Raw genomic sequence first — 15716 nt, 5'->3', positions numbered from 1 at the left:
GTGACTGTCACAGCATCGCATCGCGGCGCCAAGCGCCCGGAGTGGTGCCGACCACACTGGCGAATACTCGGGTGAAATGGCTTTGATCGTTAAAGCCACACTGAACGGCCACTTCGGCAAGCGAGGTGATGGCAGGCGCACGGAGCAGATCGCAAGCGCGACGGATACGTGCGCTGACCAGCCATTGATAGGGCGTCTGGCCAGTGGTGTCGCGGAAAGCGCGGATAAAATAACCCCGTGACAAGTTGCAAGCCTCGGCCACCTTCGCGATCGATACATCGCCATCCAGATCGTCGAGCAAGATTGCTTTTGCCAGATTTTCATGCGCGCGCGACAACCTGCGGGATTTTGGCACGCCGCCTGCTGGACGATTGCCATATTGTTGCACAATATACGTGCCAATCGCGGTGGCCATTTGATCCAGAAACAAGGCGCTGGCTTCGGCTGGGCGTTCAAACGCTGGGATCAGAGCGCGGCTTAGATTGCCCAGCACTGGGTCTTTGGTCGCGATCTGATGGTTTAGCGAAGACACACCGGCCACATCAGCCTCTTCAGCGATGCGCTGCAGGGATTGGGGCGCGATTTCGAGCAGAAGAAACTCGAAAGGGCCGATCAGATCGGCGCGGTAGCTATCATTGAAGTCTCTGATATAGATCGCATTTTCTTCAAAATCGTGATACTCGGCATGGTGCTCCCGAAACACCTGACGGCGATGGTTGCCTTGCAGGGCGATGCCAATCAAAAGCCCTCGATCACTTGGTGGCGTTGCGACTTGGCGCAGTTGCTGATCTGTGCTGGCCTTACGGAAAAACTGTATATTGCCCCCCGCCAATGCCTGATCTTGGCTGAGATTGGCTGTTGGACAGCCATGTGCATCGCTTGTCACTTTGAAGGCGCCAGCGAAATGCGGAGGAGAGACGGTCATTGCGCGGTTCCTGATTGTCTCGGATCTTGGCAGTGATCGTATCGCAGAGCGCGAGTTCGGGCCAGCATTAGCGACTGATCGCATGCGGTGAAATTTTCATGGCTCGACCTACGCAGAAATTCGTCGGAATGAGTCGCATTATCAGGTTGCCTTGCACAAAATTTCCTCAATTGGATGAAAGTCCTGACATGCCAAATGCTATGCTGCGGCACCGGCTTTGTGCGCGGCGATAAGGCTGGTCAAGTGCGATGCGGTCCTGCATGTTGTATACGGGGACGGACGTTGCTGACGGGTGGAACGGGTTTGAAAAATCAGGCAGACTCTAGCGGACGCATTGCGGCTTGCTTTGGTGAAAGCTCTGCTGTGACACTATCGACAACGCCCCTTGCTTCGGCAGAAATCACCATCACCCATATGAATTTTGGGGTCGGCCCATCCGGCCGAACGGTGGTTTTGCCATCCAGTGACGGGTTTTTGTTGTTGCTCTACCTTGCCGATACCTGCCACAGCGATCTTTGGCCAAACCGACCAACCTCTGCCAAGCGGCTTTGCCGCAAGGGCTCAATATGCCTGATCAGCTTGCGCAACGGTGCGTCGATCCAGATTCACAGTGATTTTCACGCTCTGGCCTTCCATATGCCAAGTCGTCTTTTGGACGAGTTATGCCTTGAGGCCGACGAGTTGCCAGTGGCTGATCTGCTCACTTGCCGCGCGGTGAAGGATGACGTGGTTTGGAATCTGAGCGCGGCACTTTTGCCAATCCTCGACGCACCCAAGTCGGTGCATCGGGCCTTGTTGCAGCAGGTCGGCCTCGCCCTAAGCGCGCATATCGCGCACCGCTATGGCTGTCTGCCGGATGGTGACGGAGTGGTTTTGTCGTCAGCACTGCGCCAAAAGCGGGCGAAAGACTTTATGGTCGCGAATTTTGAAAGGCTTGTAGGTTTGCACGATATCGCAGCCGCTAGCGGGATTGCGGTCAAAGATCTGACAGATGATTTTGCCGAGACCGGTGCAGGGGCACTGCATTGGCTGACGCAATACCGGGTCGGGCGCAGCAAAACCTACTTGAAAGAGACTGGCATGACGCTGGCCGAAGTGTCTCAGCGCTGCGGTTTCACCAGCGCGCAAGACTTCGTTGAAGAGTTTACCGAAGTGATCGGTGTTCCGCCCGTAATCTGGCGCACACGCGAAAGACATTGATGCTGCACAATGTCCGTCCGACGCTATTCGGCCACGCGCGCATGCAACCCGAGCACCACGAGTGCCAACACTGGTGGCACGGAAAACGCCCAATTTCCCAAGGCGATGTAAGCGAGTGCGGCGAGGCCGCAGCCCAAAGCAAAGGCGAAAACGCTTACAGCCATTCGACCCAGTCGGGCTTTCGCCGTCCCGCGCGCTTCGCCCACAGCGCCATGTAGCAGATCGGCGATGTCGATCATGATCTGGGTGGTTGTACCGGTCATCAAGGTGGTCGGCGGCGCATTGGCCAGATGGATGCGGTGAATAGCGTTCTGGATCGCCATCGCACTGACCAGCACCATGCCTGTGACGATCGCAACTCCGCTGTCGGCAGTGGCAAATGGACCATAAATCAGCGCTAACATGGCCGCCAGCACCAGTAGACCCAGTTTCACCACCAACATGCTGGCCAGAACCTGCAATCCGATCCTGGGCAGCAGCCCGCTTAAAAGCCGCGTGACCACCACCACGGCGCAGAACACTGGAAGCGCCAGCAGTTTGGCCGCAAGACCCGAGGTGCCATGCAGCAGCGTCGCGGCAATAGTGACAAAGTTACCCGTAACATGCGCAGTGAACAGGCCCTGCGAGGCAAGAAAACCTATGGTGTCAACGTAGCCTCCGTTCAGGCTGAGCAGTGGCGGCAGGGTCAGTTTCATGGCGCGGCCTTCTGTTTAGATCAGGATTTTGCAGGGCGTCGGTGCCGGCGATCAATGGTCAGGAAATGCCGCACCACGGGGCGATCTGGCCCCGTATGATAGCGCAGGGTTTCGTTTTGCAGATCGGCGTCGGCGTTTGACACCCGCTTGTGCTGGCGCAGATGTTCGGCCCAGGATTCGACCATGAACCACTCAACTATCTTCTGTGGATCAGCAGAATCTTCGGTGGCACCCCAACCATAAGCGCCATCCTTGCGGCGCTCCTGTGACAGACGTTCCAACGCATGCAGAAAAGCCGCACGATGCTCCTTGGCGACATTGTATTCGATCAGGATCAGCACAGGACCGCGATCATGCGCGACAGGCTCGGCCACCAAAGGCTCGGGCCAGTGGTTTGACGCAATCAGATCTGCCTCACCACTTGGCAGCTTTACTCGGTGCAGCAGGATGGCGACAATGGCCAGACCCGCAGCGGCGATGAGCAGAGCGGTCGGGATGCCAAGCTCTTGCGCGACAGCCCCCCAAGCAAGGCTGCCCGCTGTCATCGCGCCATTGAAAACGGTCAGATAAACCGCCAAAGTCCGGCCCCGCACCCAATTCGGCAAGATCGCCTGCGCCGCGCCGTTGAACGTCGTGAGCGCGGTGATCCAAGCGGCGCCCAGCAAAAGCAGCAAGGCCAAAGCGACGGCATTCGGCGGTGCCGCAGCCAGCCCCGCCATCACACACGCGGTGATGATCGCAGCCCCCAGCAGCAGGCCATCGGCATCAAACCTTGCCCGCAAGCCCGGCATCACCAGCGCGCCCACAATGGCCCCAGCCCCCACCGCGCCCAGCAACACACCGTAAAATGTCGCATCGCCCCCCAGCAGATTGCGCGCCACCAGCGGCAGCAAAGCCCAGATCGCACTGGCAAACGCAAAGAAGATCGCCGCCCGCAACAGCACGATGTGCAAAGGTCGGCTGGCCATCGTGTAGCGCAGCCCCGCTCGGAACGCGCCGAAGAATTTCTCGGACAGCGCGTCATCCGCATCTTTGGGTCGAGGCCACCACAGCAGCGCCGCGATGATAAAGACATAGCTGATCACATCGGCGCTATAGGTCAGCGCCGCGCCAACCGCTGCCAGCAGGATACCCCCCGCCGCAGGACCAATCGAGCGCGCGATGTTGATGCCAAGCGAATTCAGCGCGACGGCACTTTTCACCTCGGTGCGTGGCACCAGTTCTGGCACGATGGCTTGCCACGTCGGCCCCATCAGCGCCGCACCAATGCCACCCAAAAAGGTCAAGCCCACCAGCAGATTGATCGTCAGCATGTCGTAGTAGGACAGGATCATCAAAGCCGTGCTGACACAGGCCAGCAGCAGTTGAATTCCGATCAGAAACTTACGGCGATCCAGAACATCCGACAATACTCCCGCCGGAATCGCCAGCAGAAAGATCGGCAAAGTTGCCGCCGCTTGGATCATCGACACCGCAGCGGGCGAGGCCGACAGGTCAGTGACAAGCCACGAGCTTGCAACATCGCGCATGAAACTGCCGGTGTTGCCCAGCACCGTCGCCCCCCAGATCACCGCAAAAACCGGATAGCGCAGTGGGGCGAAACTGCTGGCGGGCTTTGGATATTTCGTCATCGGTGTGCCTCTGGCGACAGAAGCGCCGTGAAAGATTTGCATGGACAAGGCCGGTAGGTCGCACCTGCCGGCCCATCGGTTCAGGCTGTGATGAACGCCAATACATCAGCGTTGAACTTCGCCGCCTCTGTCTGCGCCAAACCATGCGGTGCGCCGGGATAGATTTTCAGCTCGGCGCCTTTGACGATCTTGGCGGATTTCAGCGCCGACGCCGCAATCGGCACGATTTGATCGTCATCGCCGTGGATGATCAGGGTCGGCTTGTCGATCTTTTTCAGACCTTCGGTGTAGTCGACTTCCGAGAATTCGTGCACGCAATCATAGTGCGCCTTGATGCTGCCCTCCATCCCGGCCAGCCAGAAGCTGCCACGCAGCCCTTCGTTGTCGGTCGCACCCGCGCGGTTGAAGCCAAAGAACGGCACTGAGAGATTTTTGAAGAACTGCGAGCGATCCTCGGCGGTGCCTTTGCGGATGCCGTCGAACACCTCCATCGGCGTGCCCTCTGGATTGGCTTCGGTTTTCAGCATCAAAGGCGGCACAGCGCCGACCAACACCATCTTGGCGACACGGGCGGTGCCGTGACGGCCAACGTAATGTGTGATCTCGCCGCCCCCGGTCGAATGGCCGATCAGGATGGCATCTTTCAGATCAAGCGCCTCGATCACCTCCGCCAGATCATCGGCATATTGATCCATGTTGTTGCCATCCCAAGGCTGATCCGATTTGCCATGACCGCGGCGATCATGCGCAATCACCCGGTAGCCTTTTGAGGCGAAGAACAGCATTTGCCCGTCCCAAGCATCGCCAGACAGCGGCCAGCCATGCGAGAATACAATCGGCTGGCCTGTGCCCCAATCTTTGTACGCGATACGGGTGCCGTCTTTGGTGGTGACAAAATTCATCGTTTTCTTCCTTGTTGGGTCAAGAGTTAAATTGGTGATTGCGCCCGCACGTCCATCAGCGCGATCAGGATAAAACCCCCGATCAGGCCCAGATGCTCGAAGAAAGCATTGGTTGCCATCATCCTGTCCATGCCCGCAGGCATTTCCCAAAATCGCAGGGCAACAAAGGTCGCAAGCAGAGTAAACCCCGCCAGCCCAAGCGCGCCCAGCCAGCGGTAAAACCCGGTCAGAATCATGGCGCAGGCGGTCAACTCAAACCCGATCACTGCCACCGCGAACAAGGTCGCGGGTTTCAGGCCGAAATGCGTCATCTCGGCAATCGCGCTGTTGAAATTCAACAATTTCATCAGGCTACCCTGCAGATAGGCGGCGCAGAGGCCAAGCAATGCCATCCAATGCGCGACACGCGTGGTCAAAATGGGGGCGATCAGACCCATCAAACGCTGCTCCATGCTCATACCGCCCAGCAAGCGCAACCAAGCGCGCCCCAAAAGCCCTTGAGATCGGAAATCGGCAAAGTGCTGGACCAAGCATCGGCATGGGCGTGACCGTGGACGTTGCAATCATTGGCACAGCCACAGCTTGCCGCAGCCCTGCGCTGCAACGAATTTTTGCCCGCGCCCTGCGGCTCTCCCCATGCCGCATAGCCACCATAGCTGCGCACCGGCGACCAGTCGGGCATCGCAGGCGGCAGCGGGTTTTCGTCCAAGTGCTTGAAATCGCCCGACGCCCACACGACTTTGCCACCCACCATGGTCAGATCTGCGCTGATGTGGGTGATTTCATCCTCGGGGCAGGCAAAGAAATCGCGGTCCGGGATCACCAGATCGGCGAATTGGCCAACCTCGATCCGCCCCTTCTTGCCTTCTTCGTTCGAGAACCAAGTGACGTTTTCGGTCCACATCCGCAAAGCGGTTTCGCGGTCCAGACAGTTGCGCTGCGGGTAGATCCGCATGCCCCCGACCGTGCGCCCGGTGATCATCCATGACAGCGAAACCCACGGGTTGTAGGACGCCACCCGCGTCGCGTCAGTCCCCGCCGAAACCTTCGCGCCCATATCCAGCATCTTGGCAATCGGTGGCGTCGCTTCGGCTGCCCCCATGCCATAGCGTTCCACAAAATACTCACCCTGAAACGCCATCCGATGCTGTACCGCGATGCCGCCGCCCAATGCTGCGATGCGATCAATCGAACGATCCGAGATCGTCTCGGCATGGTCAAAGAACCAGTTCAACCCGGACAGCGGGGTATCTTTGTTCACCTTTTCAAACACATCAAGCGAGCGGGAAATCGTCTCGTCATAGGTCGCGTGCATCCGCCACGGCCAGCGGTTCTCGGCCAGTATCCTCACCACACCTTCCAGATCATCTTCCATGTTATCAGGCATATCCGGGCGCGGCTCGCGGAAATCTTCAAAATCGGCGGCGGAAAAAACTAGCATTTCACCCGCACCATTGTGGCGGAAATAGTCGTCGCCCTGTTTGTATTTTGAAGTTTGCGTCCAGTTCAGGAAATCAGCTTTCTCTGCGGCTGGCTTCTGGGTGAACAGATTATACGCCAGCCGGATGGTCATCTGACCCTCGTCCGACAGCTTCTGTATCACCGAGTAATCCTCGGGGTAGTTCTGAAACCCACCGCCCGCATCAATCGCGCCCGTCACGCCCAAACGGTTCAACTCACGCATGAAATGACGGGTGGAGTTGAGCTGAAAATCGAAGGGCAGCTTTGGCCCTTTCGCCAAGGTCGCGTACAAAATCGCTGCATTCGGCTTGGCCAGCAGCATCCCCGTCGGATTGCCCGCCGCATCGCGGCTGATCTGGCCACCATGCGGCTCTGGCGTGGTTTTGTCATAGCCCACCGCGCGCAAGGCCGCCCCGTTCAGCAAAGCGCGGTCGTAAAGATGCAGCAGAAATACCGGAGTATCCGGGGCCACTGCGTTGATTTCCTCAATGGTCGGCAGGCGCTTTTCGGCAAACTGATGCTCGGTAAAGCCGCCCACCACCCGCACCCATTGCGGCGGTGGCGTGATCGCGACCTGCCGTTTCAGCATGTCCATCGCATCGGCTAAAGACCGCACGCCGTCCCAGCGCAACTCCATGTTGAAATTCAGGCCACCCCGTATGATATGCAGATGGTTGTCGATCAAGCCGGGCAGCACGCGGCGACCCTGCAGGTTGACAATCTTGGTGGCTTCGCCTTGCAGTGCCATAACCTCGGCGTCACTTCCCACCGCAACGAAATTGCCATCCCTGATCGCGACGGCTGTGGCAGTTGGATTGGCGCGGTCCAAAGTGGTGAAGCGGCCATTATACAGGATAAGATCGGTGATCATCGTGGAGTCTTTCGATAGGGATTGCGCCAAAGCAGGCCCGAAAAGCCCCGGTAAAGCGAGGTTTGAGGCAGCACCCAGAAATATACGGCGCGTGGGCATCAACTTGGCTTATGCGCGGGCGGGTTTTCAGCCTTTGGCATATGGCCAAACACATGCGGTTTGATTTGGTGCAGCCATGAAGCCTCGACAGATTGCTTTGCCAGCATGTGCCGCAGAAGTGGCGGAATTTGCTCGCCTAGCAAAATGCCCAACAAGCCGACCAAAGCAATAACGGGTGGCGCAGGCGAGCGAACGTTCAGCAAACCATAGATCGCGCCGACCAACAGGCCGACCGCCAGAGACAACAGGTAAATTTTCATCGGAAGTTCCTAAACGCCAAACCGGGCGCGGCACCAAAGCGCCGGGCCCAATGCCTTATCCTTCGTGCGCGTTGAACATCGTCTTGGCATAGGTCACGCCAAGCCCGTAAGCGCCGCCGAATTTCTTCGCAAAGCCGGTGGTCATGTCATAGGTCTCGGCTCGCGCCCAATCCCGCTGCAATTCCAGCAGGTATTGCAGCGCAGTCATCGGTCGCGCCCCAGCTTGGATCATCCGCGCCACAGCCCGCTCATGCGCCTCATCCGAGACATCGCCACAAGCGTCACTGATGAAGTAAACCTCAAACCCCTGATCCAGCGCCGAAAGCGCCGGGCCAACGATGCAAACACCGGTCCAAAGTCCCGCCAACACGATACGGTCTTTGCCAATCCGGTTGACCTCGGCGATCACCGCCGCATCTTCCCAAGTGTTCATTGAGGTGCGATCCAGCAGCGCCTGACCGGGGAGGGCCGAGGTGATTTCGTCAAACATCGGGCCAGAGAACGACTTTTCGGCCACCGTTGTCAGAATTGTCGAAACCCCAAACCCAGCCGCCGCATTAGCGATCAGCGCCGCGTTGTTGCGCAAATTGATCGCATCAATGGATTTGGTGGCAAAGGCCATTTGTGACTGAAAATCAATCAGGATCAGCGTGTGGTCTTTCGGGGAAAGCAATTGTGAACCCGGCGTCGGAGTGGCAGCAATGGACATTTTTTTCCTTCGGACTGGCGCAGCGGTGTGCTGCAAAATCTGTCCGCATGGTTGCCTAGTTCATGCCGCGCGTATTGTAGGAAAGGCGGCTGAATAGCAGGATATGCACCTCGATTGGCATTGCCGTACAACACTGCGACGGATGCCTTCCAACTGTGGCCCTCACGTTGCGAGGGCGACGAGACCCTCGACCTGCTCAACGCGCGCAAGAAGACAATCACCGATATGCCGCAAACCGCTTAGTTTGACATACGGCCGTCGAGGCTGTCTCTTACTAAAGCCACACAACCCTCACTGCAGCGCCGCCACGCGGATCAAGCCGCGTTACTCCGGGCGGCGCTTCTGGGCGGAAATCATCAGTGACGGTTTGCAAGGTTCAACACGCTGGCCTATAGAACAGCAAAGCGCAGGCCTTGCAGGCAGGATTCCGATGACCCGTATTTCCGTAGTGATCCCCGCCAAGAACGAGGCCGAGAATATCGTGGCCCTTGTTGAAGGCATCGACCGCGCTTTGGCCCTGCTGGCTCCGTTTGAGATAATAGTCGTCGATGATTGCTCCACCGACAACTCTGTGGCGGTGCTGCAAGCCCGTGCTACCACGATGCCGCATCTGCGGATCGTGCGGCATGATCGTTCGGGGGGGCAAAGTGCGGCGGTGCAATCGGGCGTAAAGTCCGCAACCGCGCCGGTGATCTGCACTTTGGACGGCGACGGTCAGAACCCGCCAGAAGAATTGCCGAAACTGGTCGCCCCGATCCTTAACGACACCACGGGCCGCATCGGACTGGTGGCAGGGCAAAGGGTCGGGCGGCAAGATACTTGGTCAAAGAAATGGGCCTCGAAATTCGCCAATGGGTTGCGCGGATGGATATTGCAGGATGGCACGCGGGATACCGGTTGCGGGCTGAAGGCGTTTCAACGGCAGGCCTTTCTTGACCTGCCGTATTTCGACCACATGCACCGCTATCTGCCCGCTTTGTTCAACCGTGATGGCTGGCAGGTGGCGCATGTTGACGTGTCGCATCGCCCGCGTGGGGCAGGGCGCTCGAATTACTCCAACATCCAACGGGCCCTGGTTGGCATCGTTGATCTGGCAGGGGTGGCTTGGCTGCTGCGGCGACGCAAAAAGGCGCGCGTTCTGCCGGACACCGTGCAGGGTGACGCCAAATGATGCATGATCTGCTGACCAAGCTGGGCGCAAGTTCGGCCTCGGATATCATCTGGCTGACAGTGGGTCTGCTGGGCCAACTGATGTTCACCGGGCGGTTCATCGTGCAATGGATCGCGTCTGAACGTGCGGGTAAATCGGTGATGCCGGTCGCGTTCTGGTATTTCTCGATTATCGGCGGGCTGATCGTGCTGGCTTACGGCGTTCATAAGCTGGATCTGGTGATCATCCTTGGTCAGCTGCCGGGCGTGGTGGTCTATAGCCGGAATTTGTGGCTGATCCATAAGGGCAAAAATGCGGAGTTCTAAGACAGAGGGCTGGCTGCGCCCGGCGCTTGGGATCGTCGCTTTGATCACTCTGCTGCGCTGGCTGCTGTTGGCGTTTGATCGCACCGATCTTTATCTTGACGAGTCGCAATACTGGCTTTGGGGCCAGCATTTCGCCTTTGGCTATTACTCGAAACCACCGCTGATCGGCTGGCTGATCGGGGCTGTCACCACCTTGGCGGGCAGCGACAGCACGTTTTGGGTGCGTATGCCGGGAGCATTTCTGCATGGCGCAACCGCGCTTATCCTTGGCGCATTGGCGGCGCGCATGTATGGCCGCCGTGCCGCGATCCTGACCGCCGCCGCCTACGCAACCGTGCCTTTCGCCGCTTTGGGCAGCCTGCTGATTTCGACCGATACCGTGATGGCGCCGTTTTTCGCCGCAGCGCTTTATGCGCATCATCGCTTGGCTGAAAGCCGCGCGCCGAAGTTTGCGATTTATGCTGGGGCTGCGATTGGGGCGGCGTTCATGGCGAAATATGCCGCGATCTATTTTCTGATCGGGGTGGCTTTGGCGGCTTTGCGCCCTGAAGGCAGGATCGGCTGGCGCAATGCTGGCTTGATGCTGCTGGCTTTTGCCGTGGTGGTCTCGGGCAACCTGATCTGGAATGTCGCGCATCAGTTCACCACGCTATCGCACACGGTCGATAACGTCGGCTGGGTGCGGCAAGACAACCCGCTTGCCGCGCTGAATTTTGCCAGCGCTGCCGAATTTATCCTGAGCCAATTCGCCGTTGCTGGCCCGGTGATCTTTGCCGCGCTGATGCTGGTGATCCGCAAACTGCCGATGCAAGCCGCTTTCGTGATCCCGCCGTTGGCCGTGGTGACGGTGCAGGCACTATTGGGCACAGCACAAGCAAACTGGGCAGTGGCTGCGTATTTCGCAGGGATTCCCCTCGCCATCGGATTGCTGCAAACCCGCCCGCGCTGGCTGGCGGCATCTTTCGTGATCAACGCCGTGTTCTGCATCACCCTGCCACTGCTGACGATCTTCACAACCATCCAATGGCAAGGCGCGCCGTTGATCGAGCGTCAGTTGGGCCGCGCCGCGATGAGCCGTCAGATCATCGCCATCGCTGCATCCCAAGGCAAGCCGCCGATCTTGGCCGACAATCGCTCTGTGCTGGCGGATCTGTTCTACACTGGGCGCGCTGAGGGGCTGACGATCTATGCGCCCCGTCCAGACGGTCGCCCCGACAACCATTATGAACAAAGCTATCCTTTGCCCGAAAACCTAAGCGGCCCGTTGCTTTGGGTGCGCAAAACTGCGCCCGCCTGTGCGTCCCAGACTTTTGCGCTGGACCCCACGGGCGGGGCTTATCGCAAATCCGGGCTGGTGGCTTATCTGGTGTCTGCGGAATGTGCCAATGCGCAGCAGTAAAGGGATGCCTAGCAACAAGGTCATCGCCGCACTGGTCGGCCTGATCGGGCTTACGTTGGTCATCTTCGGGGTTTGGCCGGGGATCGACCTTGCCACATCGGCCTACTTCCACGACGCCAACGGCTTTCCCGTCAGGCAAAATCCGGTGATCGAGTTCCTGCGCAATTCGGTCTGGAACGCGACCCTTGTGATGCCGCTGATCGCGTTGATGCTGCTTGTGCTTGCCTCTTGGCGCAAAACCTCGGGCTGGTTTTGGGGCTATGTTCTGGCGGTGTTTCTGATCGGACCGGGGCTTGTGGTGAACCTTGGCTTCAAATCGCATTGGGGCCGCGCCCGTCCAAGCAACATCTCCGAATTTGGGGGGACGGCGCAGTTCAGCCCGGCGTGGCAGATCAGCGATCAATGCGCCAAAAATTGCTCTTTCGTCTCGGGTGAGGGGGCAGGGGCCACCGCCTTGACCATCACCTTGCTGGTTATTCTGTATCGCTTCCGCCACCGGCTCAGCCCGGCTTTGTACCGCGCGGGCCAAGCGGCCAGCGTGCTGATGCTGGCCTTTGTCGGTTGGCAACGCGTCGCTGCGGGCGGACATTTTCTGTCGGATGTGCTGCTGTCGATGCTGGTGGTCAGCCTGATCGCCGCTATCCTTGCGCGGCTTTTGCTGAACCGCGCAGCATAGCGCCACTAGCCCCTGCGGCTGTTGACAACCCCGACGACTCTCTCTATCAGCCGCGCTATCCAAGGCTCCCTCTCTATTTTGGGCTTTAGGATTCTATGCTTGATGTGGTCATGATCCGGGTTCACCCCTCGATCCTCTGGAATTCCACCGCGCCGCCCCTCTGGGGGAGACCGCGGTTTTATCTTTTTGTGATCTGCACAAAAAGGCGTCGAGAAGCAGTGCCCCGCACACCGGGGCGAGTATTGACAGCCCCTTGATTGGGGTAACACGAGGTAGCTGAATGCCGACTATTCAACAGCTCATCCGCAAACCGCGGGAGCCTAACGTCCGCAAGTCCAAGTCGCAGCACTTGGAATCTTGCCCGCAGAAACGTGGCGTTTGTACGCGCGTTTACACCACCACTCCGAAAAAGCCGAACTCGGCTATGCGGAAAGTCGCCAAAGTGCGTCTGACCAACTCGTTCGAAGTGATCTGCTATATCCCCGGTGAAAAGCACAACCTTCAGGAACACTCCGTGGTTCTGATCCGCGGCGGTCGTATCAAGGATTTGCCCGGCGTGCGCTACCACATCCTTCGCGGTGTTCTCGATACGCAAGGCGTCAAAGAGCGTCGCCAGCGTCGTTCGAAATACGGCGCTAAGCGTCCGAAGTGAGGAGATAAATAGATGTCACGTCGTCACGCCGCTGAAAAACGCGAGATTCTGCCTGATGCCAAGTATGGCGATCGGGTTCTGACCAAATTCATGAACAACCTGATGCTCGACGGCAAAAAGTCGGTCGCAGAAGGCATCGTTTATGGCGCGCTGGAGCGGGTTCAGTCCCGTCTGAAGCGTCAGCCGATCGAGTGCTTCCACGAAGCGCTGGAAAACGTCAAACCTTCCGTCGAAGTGCGTTCGCGCCGCGTCGGTGGTGCAACCTACCAGGTTCCGGTTGAAGTCCGCACCGAGCGCCGCGAAGCGCTTGCTATCCGTTGGCTGATCATCGCTGCGCGTAAGCGTAACGAAAACACCATGGAAGAGCGTCTGGCTGCAGAATTGTCGGATGCTGTGAACAACCGTGGTACGGCTGTTAAGAAACGCGAAGATACCCACAAGATGGCAGATGCGAACAAAGCATTCAGCCACTACCGCTGGTAAGGGGTTATCATGGCACGCGAATATCCGCTGGAACGCTACCGCAATTTCGGCATCATCGCTCACATCGACGCGGGTAAAACCACGACGACCGAGCGTATTCTTTACTACACAGGCAAGTCCCACAAAATCGGCGAAGTCCATGACGGCGCCGCAACGATGGACTGGATGGAGCAAGAGCAAGAGCGTGGCATCACGATCACCTCTGCTGCCACCACCACGTTCTGGGAACGCACCATTGATCCGGGTCTGGAGCACGCACGTGCTGACAAGTTCCGTTTCAACATCATCGACACTCCCGGACACGTTGACTTCACCATTGAAGTTGAGCGTTCGCTGGCAGTTCTCGATGGCGCAGTCGTCCTTTTGGACGGCAACGCAGGTGTAGAGCCGCAGACCGAAACCGTTTGGCGTCAAGCCGACCGGTATAAAGTTCCGCGCATTGTTTTCGTCAACAAGATGGACAAAACCGGCGCTGACTTCTTCAACTGCGTCAAGATGATCAAAGACCGTACCGGCGCGAATGCGATGCCGATCGTTCTGCCGATCGGCGCGGAAGACAAGCTGGAAGGCATCATCGACCTCGTGACGATGGAAGAGTGGGTTTATCAGGGTGAAGACCTTGGCGCCTCTTGGGTCCGTCAACCGATCCGGGCTGAATTGAAAGATTCGGCTGATGAATGGCGTCTGAACCTGCTGGAAAACGCAGTGGGTCAAGACGATGCGGCGATGGAAGCCTATCTTGAAGGCAACGAGCCTGATGAAGCCACTCTGCGCGCGCTGATCCGTAAGGGTACGCTCGCCATCGACTTCATTCCGGTTATGGCTGGTTCCGCGTTCAAAAACAAAGGCGTGCAGCCTCTGTTGAACGCCGTGATCGACTATCTGCCGACGCCTCTGGATGTTCCTCCCTACCTCGGCTTCAAACCGGGCGACGAGTCGGAAACCCGTAACATTGCCCGTTCGGCTTCGGACGAGCAGCCGTTCTCTGCACTGGCGTTCAAGATCATGAACGACCCCTTCGTGGGCTCGCTCACCTTTACCCGCATCTACTCGGGCACCCTTGCCAAGGGTGACGCGATGCTGAATGCGACCAAAGAGCGTAAAGAGCGCGTTGGCCGTATGATGATGATGCACGCCATCGACCGTGAAGAAATCTCGGAAGCGTTCGCAGGCGATATCATCGCGCTTGGCGGCCTGAAAGAGACAACCACGGGCGACACTTTGTGCGATCCGGCAAACCCGGTTGTTCTGGAAACCATGACCTTCCCAGTCCCGGTTATCGAGATCGCCGTCGAGCCGAAAACCAAAGCTGACCAAGAGAAAATGGGCATCGCTTTGGCGCGTCTGGCTGCTGAAGACCCGTCGTTCCGGGTGGAAACTGACCTCGAATCCGGTCAGACCATCATGAAGGGCATGGGCGAACTTCACCTCGACATTCTCGTGGACCGTATGCGCCGCGAATTCAAAGTCGAGGCGAATATCGGTGCGCCGCAGGTGGCTTACCGCGAGACCATCTCGCGCGAGCATGAGATCGACTACACGCACAAGAAACAGACCGGTGGTACCGGCCAATTTGCGCGCGTGAAACTGGTGATCTCGCCGACGGAACCGGGCGAAGGCTATTCGTTCGAGGCCAAGGTTGTGGGTGGTTCGGTGCCGAAGGAATATATCCCCGGCGTTGAAAAAGGCATCAAGTCGGTGATGGACTCCGGTCCGCTCGCAGGCTTCCCGGTGATCGACTTCAAAGTGTCGCTGATCGACGGGGCTTACCACGACGTTGACTCCAGCGTTCTGGCGTTTGAAATCGCGTCGCGTGCAGCAATGCGTGAAGGCCTGAAGAAAGCCGGCGCGAAGCTGCTGGAACCGATCATGAAAGTCGAAGTCGTCACCCCGGAAGAATACACCGGCGGCGTCATCGGCGACTTGACCTCGCGTCGGGGCATGATCAACGGCCAAGACAGCCGCGGCAACGCGAACGTCATCGCCGCTATGGTGCCTTTGGCGAACATGTTCGGCTACATCAACACGCTGCGTTCCATGACCTCGGGTCGTGCAACCTTCGCGATGTCCTTCGACCACTACGATGCCGTTCCGCAGAACATCTCGGACGAGATCCAGAAGAAATACGCATAACCGGTGTGGCGGGGGTAAGCCCCGCCCTACCACTCGTAGGGTGGGGTTTCGCCCCACCGCACCCGATCTAATCAGGAGGCCATCATGGCAAAGGCAAAGTTTGAACGGAACAAACCGCACGTCAACATCGGCACGATTGGCCAC

Annotated in this window: 16 protein-coding genes; 8 read left to right on the top strand and 8 right to left on the bottom strand. The window is 58.3% G+C overall.

Going from position 1 to position 15716, the window contains the following annotated elements:
• Positions 1 to 7 precede the first annotated feature (7 nt).
• The gene (locus tag QQJ98_RS17385) at positions 8 to 925 is read right to left on the bottom strand and encodes a helix-turn-helix domain-containing protein (RefSeq protein WP_284326613.1); all 918 of its coding nucleotides are present in this window, start codon (positions 923 to 925) and stop codon (positions 8 to 10) included.
• Between the two features lie 363 nt (positions 926 to 1288).
• Here QQJ98_RS17385 and QQJ98_RS17380 point away from each other — a divergent pair, with 363 nt between their 5' ends.
• On the top strand, positions 1289 to 2125 hold the full coding sequence (locus tag QQJ98_RS17380) for a helix-turn-helix domain-containing protein (protein ID WP_284326612.1): 837 nt from the start codon (positions 1289 to 1291) through the stop codon (positions 2123 to 2125).
• A 23-nt stretch (positions 2126 to 2148) separates the two neighbouring features.
• Here the strand turns inward: QQJ98_RS17380 and QQJ98_RS17375 are convergent, their stop codons facing one another.
• From QQJ98_RS17375 to QQJ98_RS17345, 7 genes are all read right to left on the bottom strand, one after another.
• Positions 2149 to 2820, bottom strand: a complete 672-nt coding sequence (locus QQJ98_RS17375; RefSeq protein ID WP_284326611.1) for a YoaK family protein — start codon at positions 2818 to 2820, stop codon at positions 2149 to 2151.
• Positions 2821 to 2840: 20 nt separating this feature from the next.
• Positions 2841 to 4451 (bottom strand): MFS transporter, encoded by a 1611-nt coding sequence (locus QQJ98_RS17370; RefSeq protein ID WP_284326610.1) that lies wholly within the window; start codon positions 4449 to 4451, stop codon positions 2841 to 2843.
• Positions 4452 to 4531: 80 nt separating this feature from the next.
• Positions 4532 to 5353 carry an alpha/beta fold hydrolase gene (locus QQJ98_RS17365; RefSeq protein WP_284326609.1) on the bottom strand — a complete coding sequence of 274 codons (822 nt, stop codon included), beginning with the start codon at positions 5351 to 5353 and terminating at the stop codon, positions 4532 to 4534.
• A gap of 26 nt (positions 5354 to 5379) precedes the next feature.
• Entirely contained in the window at positions 5380 to 5805 is a 426-nt protein-coding gene (locus QQJ98_RS17360) for a DoxX family protein (protein WP_284326608.1), read from the bottom strand.
• 2 nt (positions 5806 to 5807) lie between these two features.
• Positions 5808 to 7685, bottom strand: a complete 1878-nt coding sequence (locus QQJ98_RS17355; protein ID WP_284326607.1) for an amidohydrolase — start codon at positions 7683 to 7685, stop codon at positions 5808 to 5810.
• A gap of 98 nt (positions 7686 to 7783) precedes the next feature.
• Positions 7784 to 8044 carry a DUF1427 family protein gene (locus QQJ98_RS17350; protein ID WP_284326606.1) on the bottom strand — a complete coding sequence of 87 codons (261 nt, stop codon included), beginning with the start codon at positions 8042 to 8044 and terminating at the stop codon, positions 7784 to 7786.
• Between the two features lie 55 nt (positions 8045 to 8099).
• Positions 8100 to 8753, bottom strand: a complete 654-nt coding sequence (locus tag QQJ98_RS17345) for a hydrolase (protein ID WP_284326605.1) — start codon at positions 8751 to 8753, stop codon at positions 8100 to 8102.
• A gap of 430 nt (positions 8754 to 9183) precedes the next feature.
• On the opposite strand from QQJ98_RS17345, the gene QQJ98_RS17340 reads away from it, so the two are divergent.
• The 7 genes from QQJ98_RS17340 (at position 9184) to fusA (ending at position 15572) form a co-directional block, all read left to right on the top strand.
• Positions 9184 to 9924 (top strand): glycosyltransferase family 2 protein, encoded by a 741-nt coding sequence (locus QQJ98_RS17340; protein ID WP_284326604.1) that lies wholly within the window; start codon positions 9184 to 9186, stop codon positions 9922 to 9924.
• The gene (locus QQJ98_RS17335) at positions 9921 to 10229 is read left to right on the top strand and encodes a lipid-A-disaccharide synthase N-terminal domain-containing protein (protein WP_284326603.1); all 309 of its coding nucleotides are present in this window, start codon (positions 9921 to 9923) and stop codon (positions 10227 to 10229) included. Before QQJ98_RS17340 ends, QQJ98_RS17335 begins: the two co-directional genes overlap by 4 nt.
• Entirely contained in the window at positions 10216 to 11628 is a 1413-nt protein-coding gene (locus tag QQJ98_RS17330) for an ArnT family glycosyltransferase (protein ID WP_284326602.1), read from the top strand. Before QQJ98_RS17335 ends, QQJ98_RS17330 begins: the two co-directional genes overlap by 14 nt.
• Positions 11629 to 11632: 4 nt before the next feature.
• Complete coding sequence (locus tag QQJ98_RS17325; protein WP_284326601.1) at positions 11633 to 12304, top strand: phosphatase PAP2 family protein; 672 nt, start codon at positions 11633 to 11635, stop codon at positions 12302 to 12304.
• Positions 12305 to 12584: 280 nt separating this feature from the next.
• A complete protein-coding gene (rpsL, locus tag QQJ98_RS17320) occupies positions 12585 to 12956 on the top strand; it encodes a 30S ribosomal protein S12 (protein WP_054008058.1) in 372 nt (123 codons plus the stop codon).
• Between the two features lie 12 nt (positions 12957 to 12968).
• Positions 12969 to 13439 (top strand): 30S ribosomal protein S7, encoded by a 471-nt coding sequence (gene rpsG / locus QQJ98_RS17315; protein WP_284326600.1) that lies wholly within the window; start codon positions 12969 to 12971, stop codon positions 13437 to 13439.
• Between the two features lie 9 nt (positions 13440 to 13448).
• Complete coding sequence (gene fusA, locus QQJ98_RS17310) at positions 13449 to 15572, top strand: elongation factor G (RefSeq protein WP_284326599.1); 2124 nt, start codon at positions 13449 to 13451, stop codon at positions 15570 to 15572.
• Positions 15573 to 15716: the final 144 nt, after the last annotated feature.

The organism is Cypionkella aquatica (genome assembly GCF_030161095.1).
Taxonomy (GTDB): Bacteria; Pseudomonadota; Alphaproteobacteria; order Rhodobacterales; family Rhodobacteraceae; genus Cypionkella; species Cypionkella aquatica.
This window is presented reverse-complemented; position numbering and strand designations above follow the sequence as displayed.

Coding starts and splice junctions, on each gene's coding strand:
- QQJ98_RS17385 (WP_284326613.1), bottom strand. CDS start 925: ATGACCGTCTCTCCTCCGCATTTCGCTGGCGCCTTCAAAGTGACAAGC.
- QQJ98_RS17375 (WP_284326611.1), bottom strand. CDS start 2,820: ATGAAACTGACCCTGCCGCCACTGCTCAGCCTGAACGGAGGCTACGTT.
- QQJ98_RS17370 (WP_284326610.1), bottom strand. CDS start 4,451: ATGACGAAATATCCAAAGCCCGCCAGCAGTTTCGCCCCACTGCGCTAT.
- QQJ98_RS17365 (WP_284326609.1), bottom strand. CDS start 5,353: ATGAATTTTGTCACCACCAAAGACGGCACCCGTATCGCGTACAAAGAT.
- QQJ98_RS17360 (WP_284326608.1), bottom strand. CDS start 5,805: ATGGAGCAGCGTTTGATGGGTCTGATCGCCCCCATTTTGACCACGCGT.
- QQJ98_RS17355 (WP_284326607.1), bottom strand. CDS start 7,685: ATGATCACCGATCTTATCCTGTATAATGGCCGCTTCACCACTTTGGAC.
- QQJ98_RS17350 (WP_284326606.1), bottom strand. CDS start 8,044: ATGAAAATTTACCTGTTGTCTCTGGCGGTCGGCCTGTTGGTCGGCGCG.
- QQJ98_RS17345 (WP_284326605.1), bottom strand. CDS start 8,753: ATGTCCATTGCTGCCACTCCGACGCCGGGTTCACAATTGCTTTCCCCG.
- QQJ98_RS17340 (WP_284326604.1), top strand. CDS start 9,184: ATGACCCGTATTTCCGTAGTGATCCCCGCCAAGAACGAGGCCGAGAAT.
- QQJ98_RS17335 (WP_284326603.1), top strand. CDS start 9,921: ATGATGCATGATCTGCTGACCAAGCTGGGCGCAAGTTCGGCCTCGGAT.
- QQJ98_RS17330 (WP_284326602.1), top strand. CDS start 10,216: ATGCGGAGTTCTAAGACAGAGGGCTGGCTGCGCCCGGCGCTTGGGATC.
- QQJ98_RS17325 (WP_284326601.1), top strand. CDS start 11,633: ATGCCTAGCAACAAGGTCATCGCCGCACTGGTCGGCCTGATCGGGCTT.
- rpsL (WP_054008058.1), top strand. CDS start 12,585: ATGCCGACTATTCAACAGCTCATCCGCAAACCGCGGGAGCCTAACGTC.
- rpsG (WP_284326600.1), top strand. CDS start 12,969: ATGTCACGTCGTCACGCCGCTGAAAAACGCGAGATTCTGCCTGATGCC.
- fusA (WP_284326599.1), top strand. CDS start 13,449: ATGGCACGCGAATATCCGCTGGAACGCTACCGCAATTTCGGCATCATC.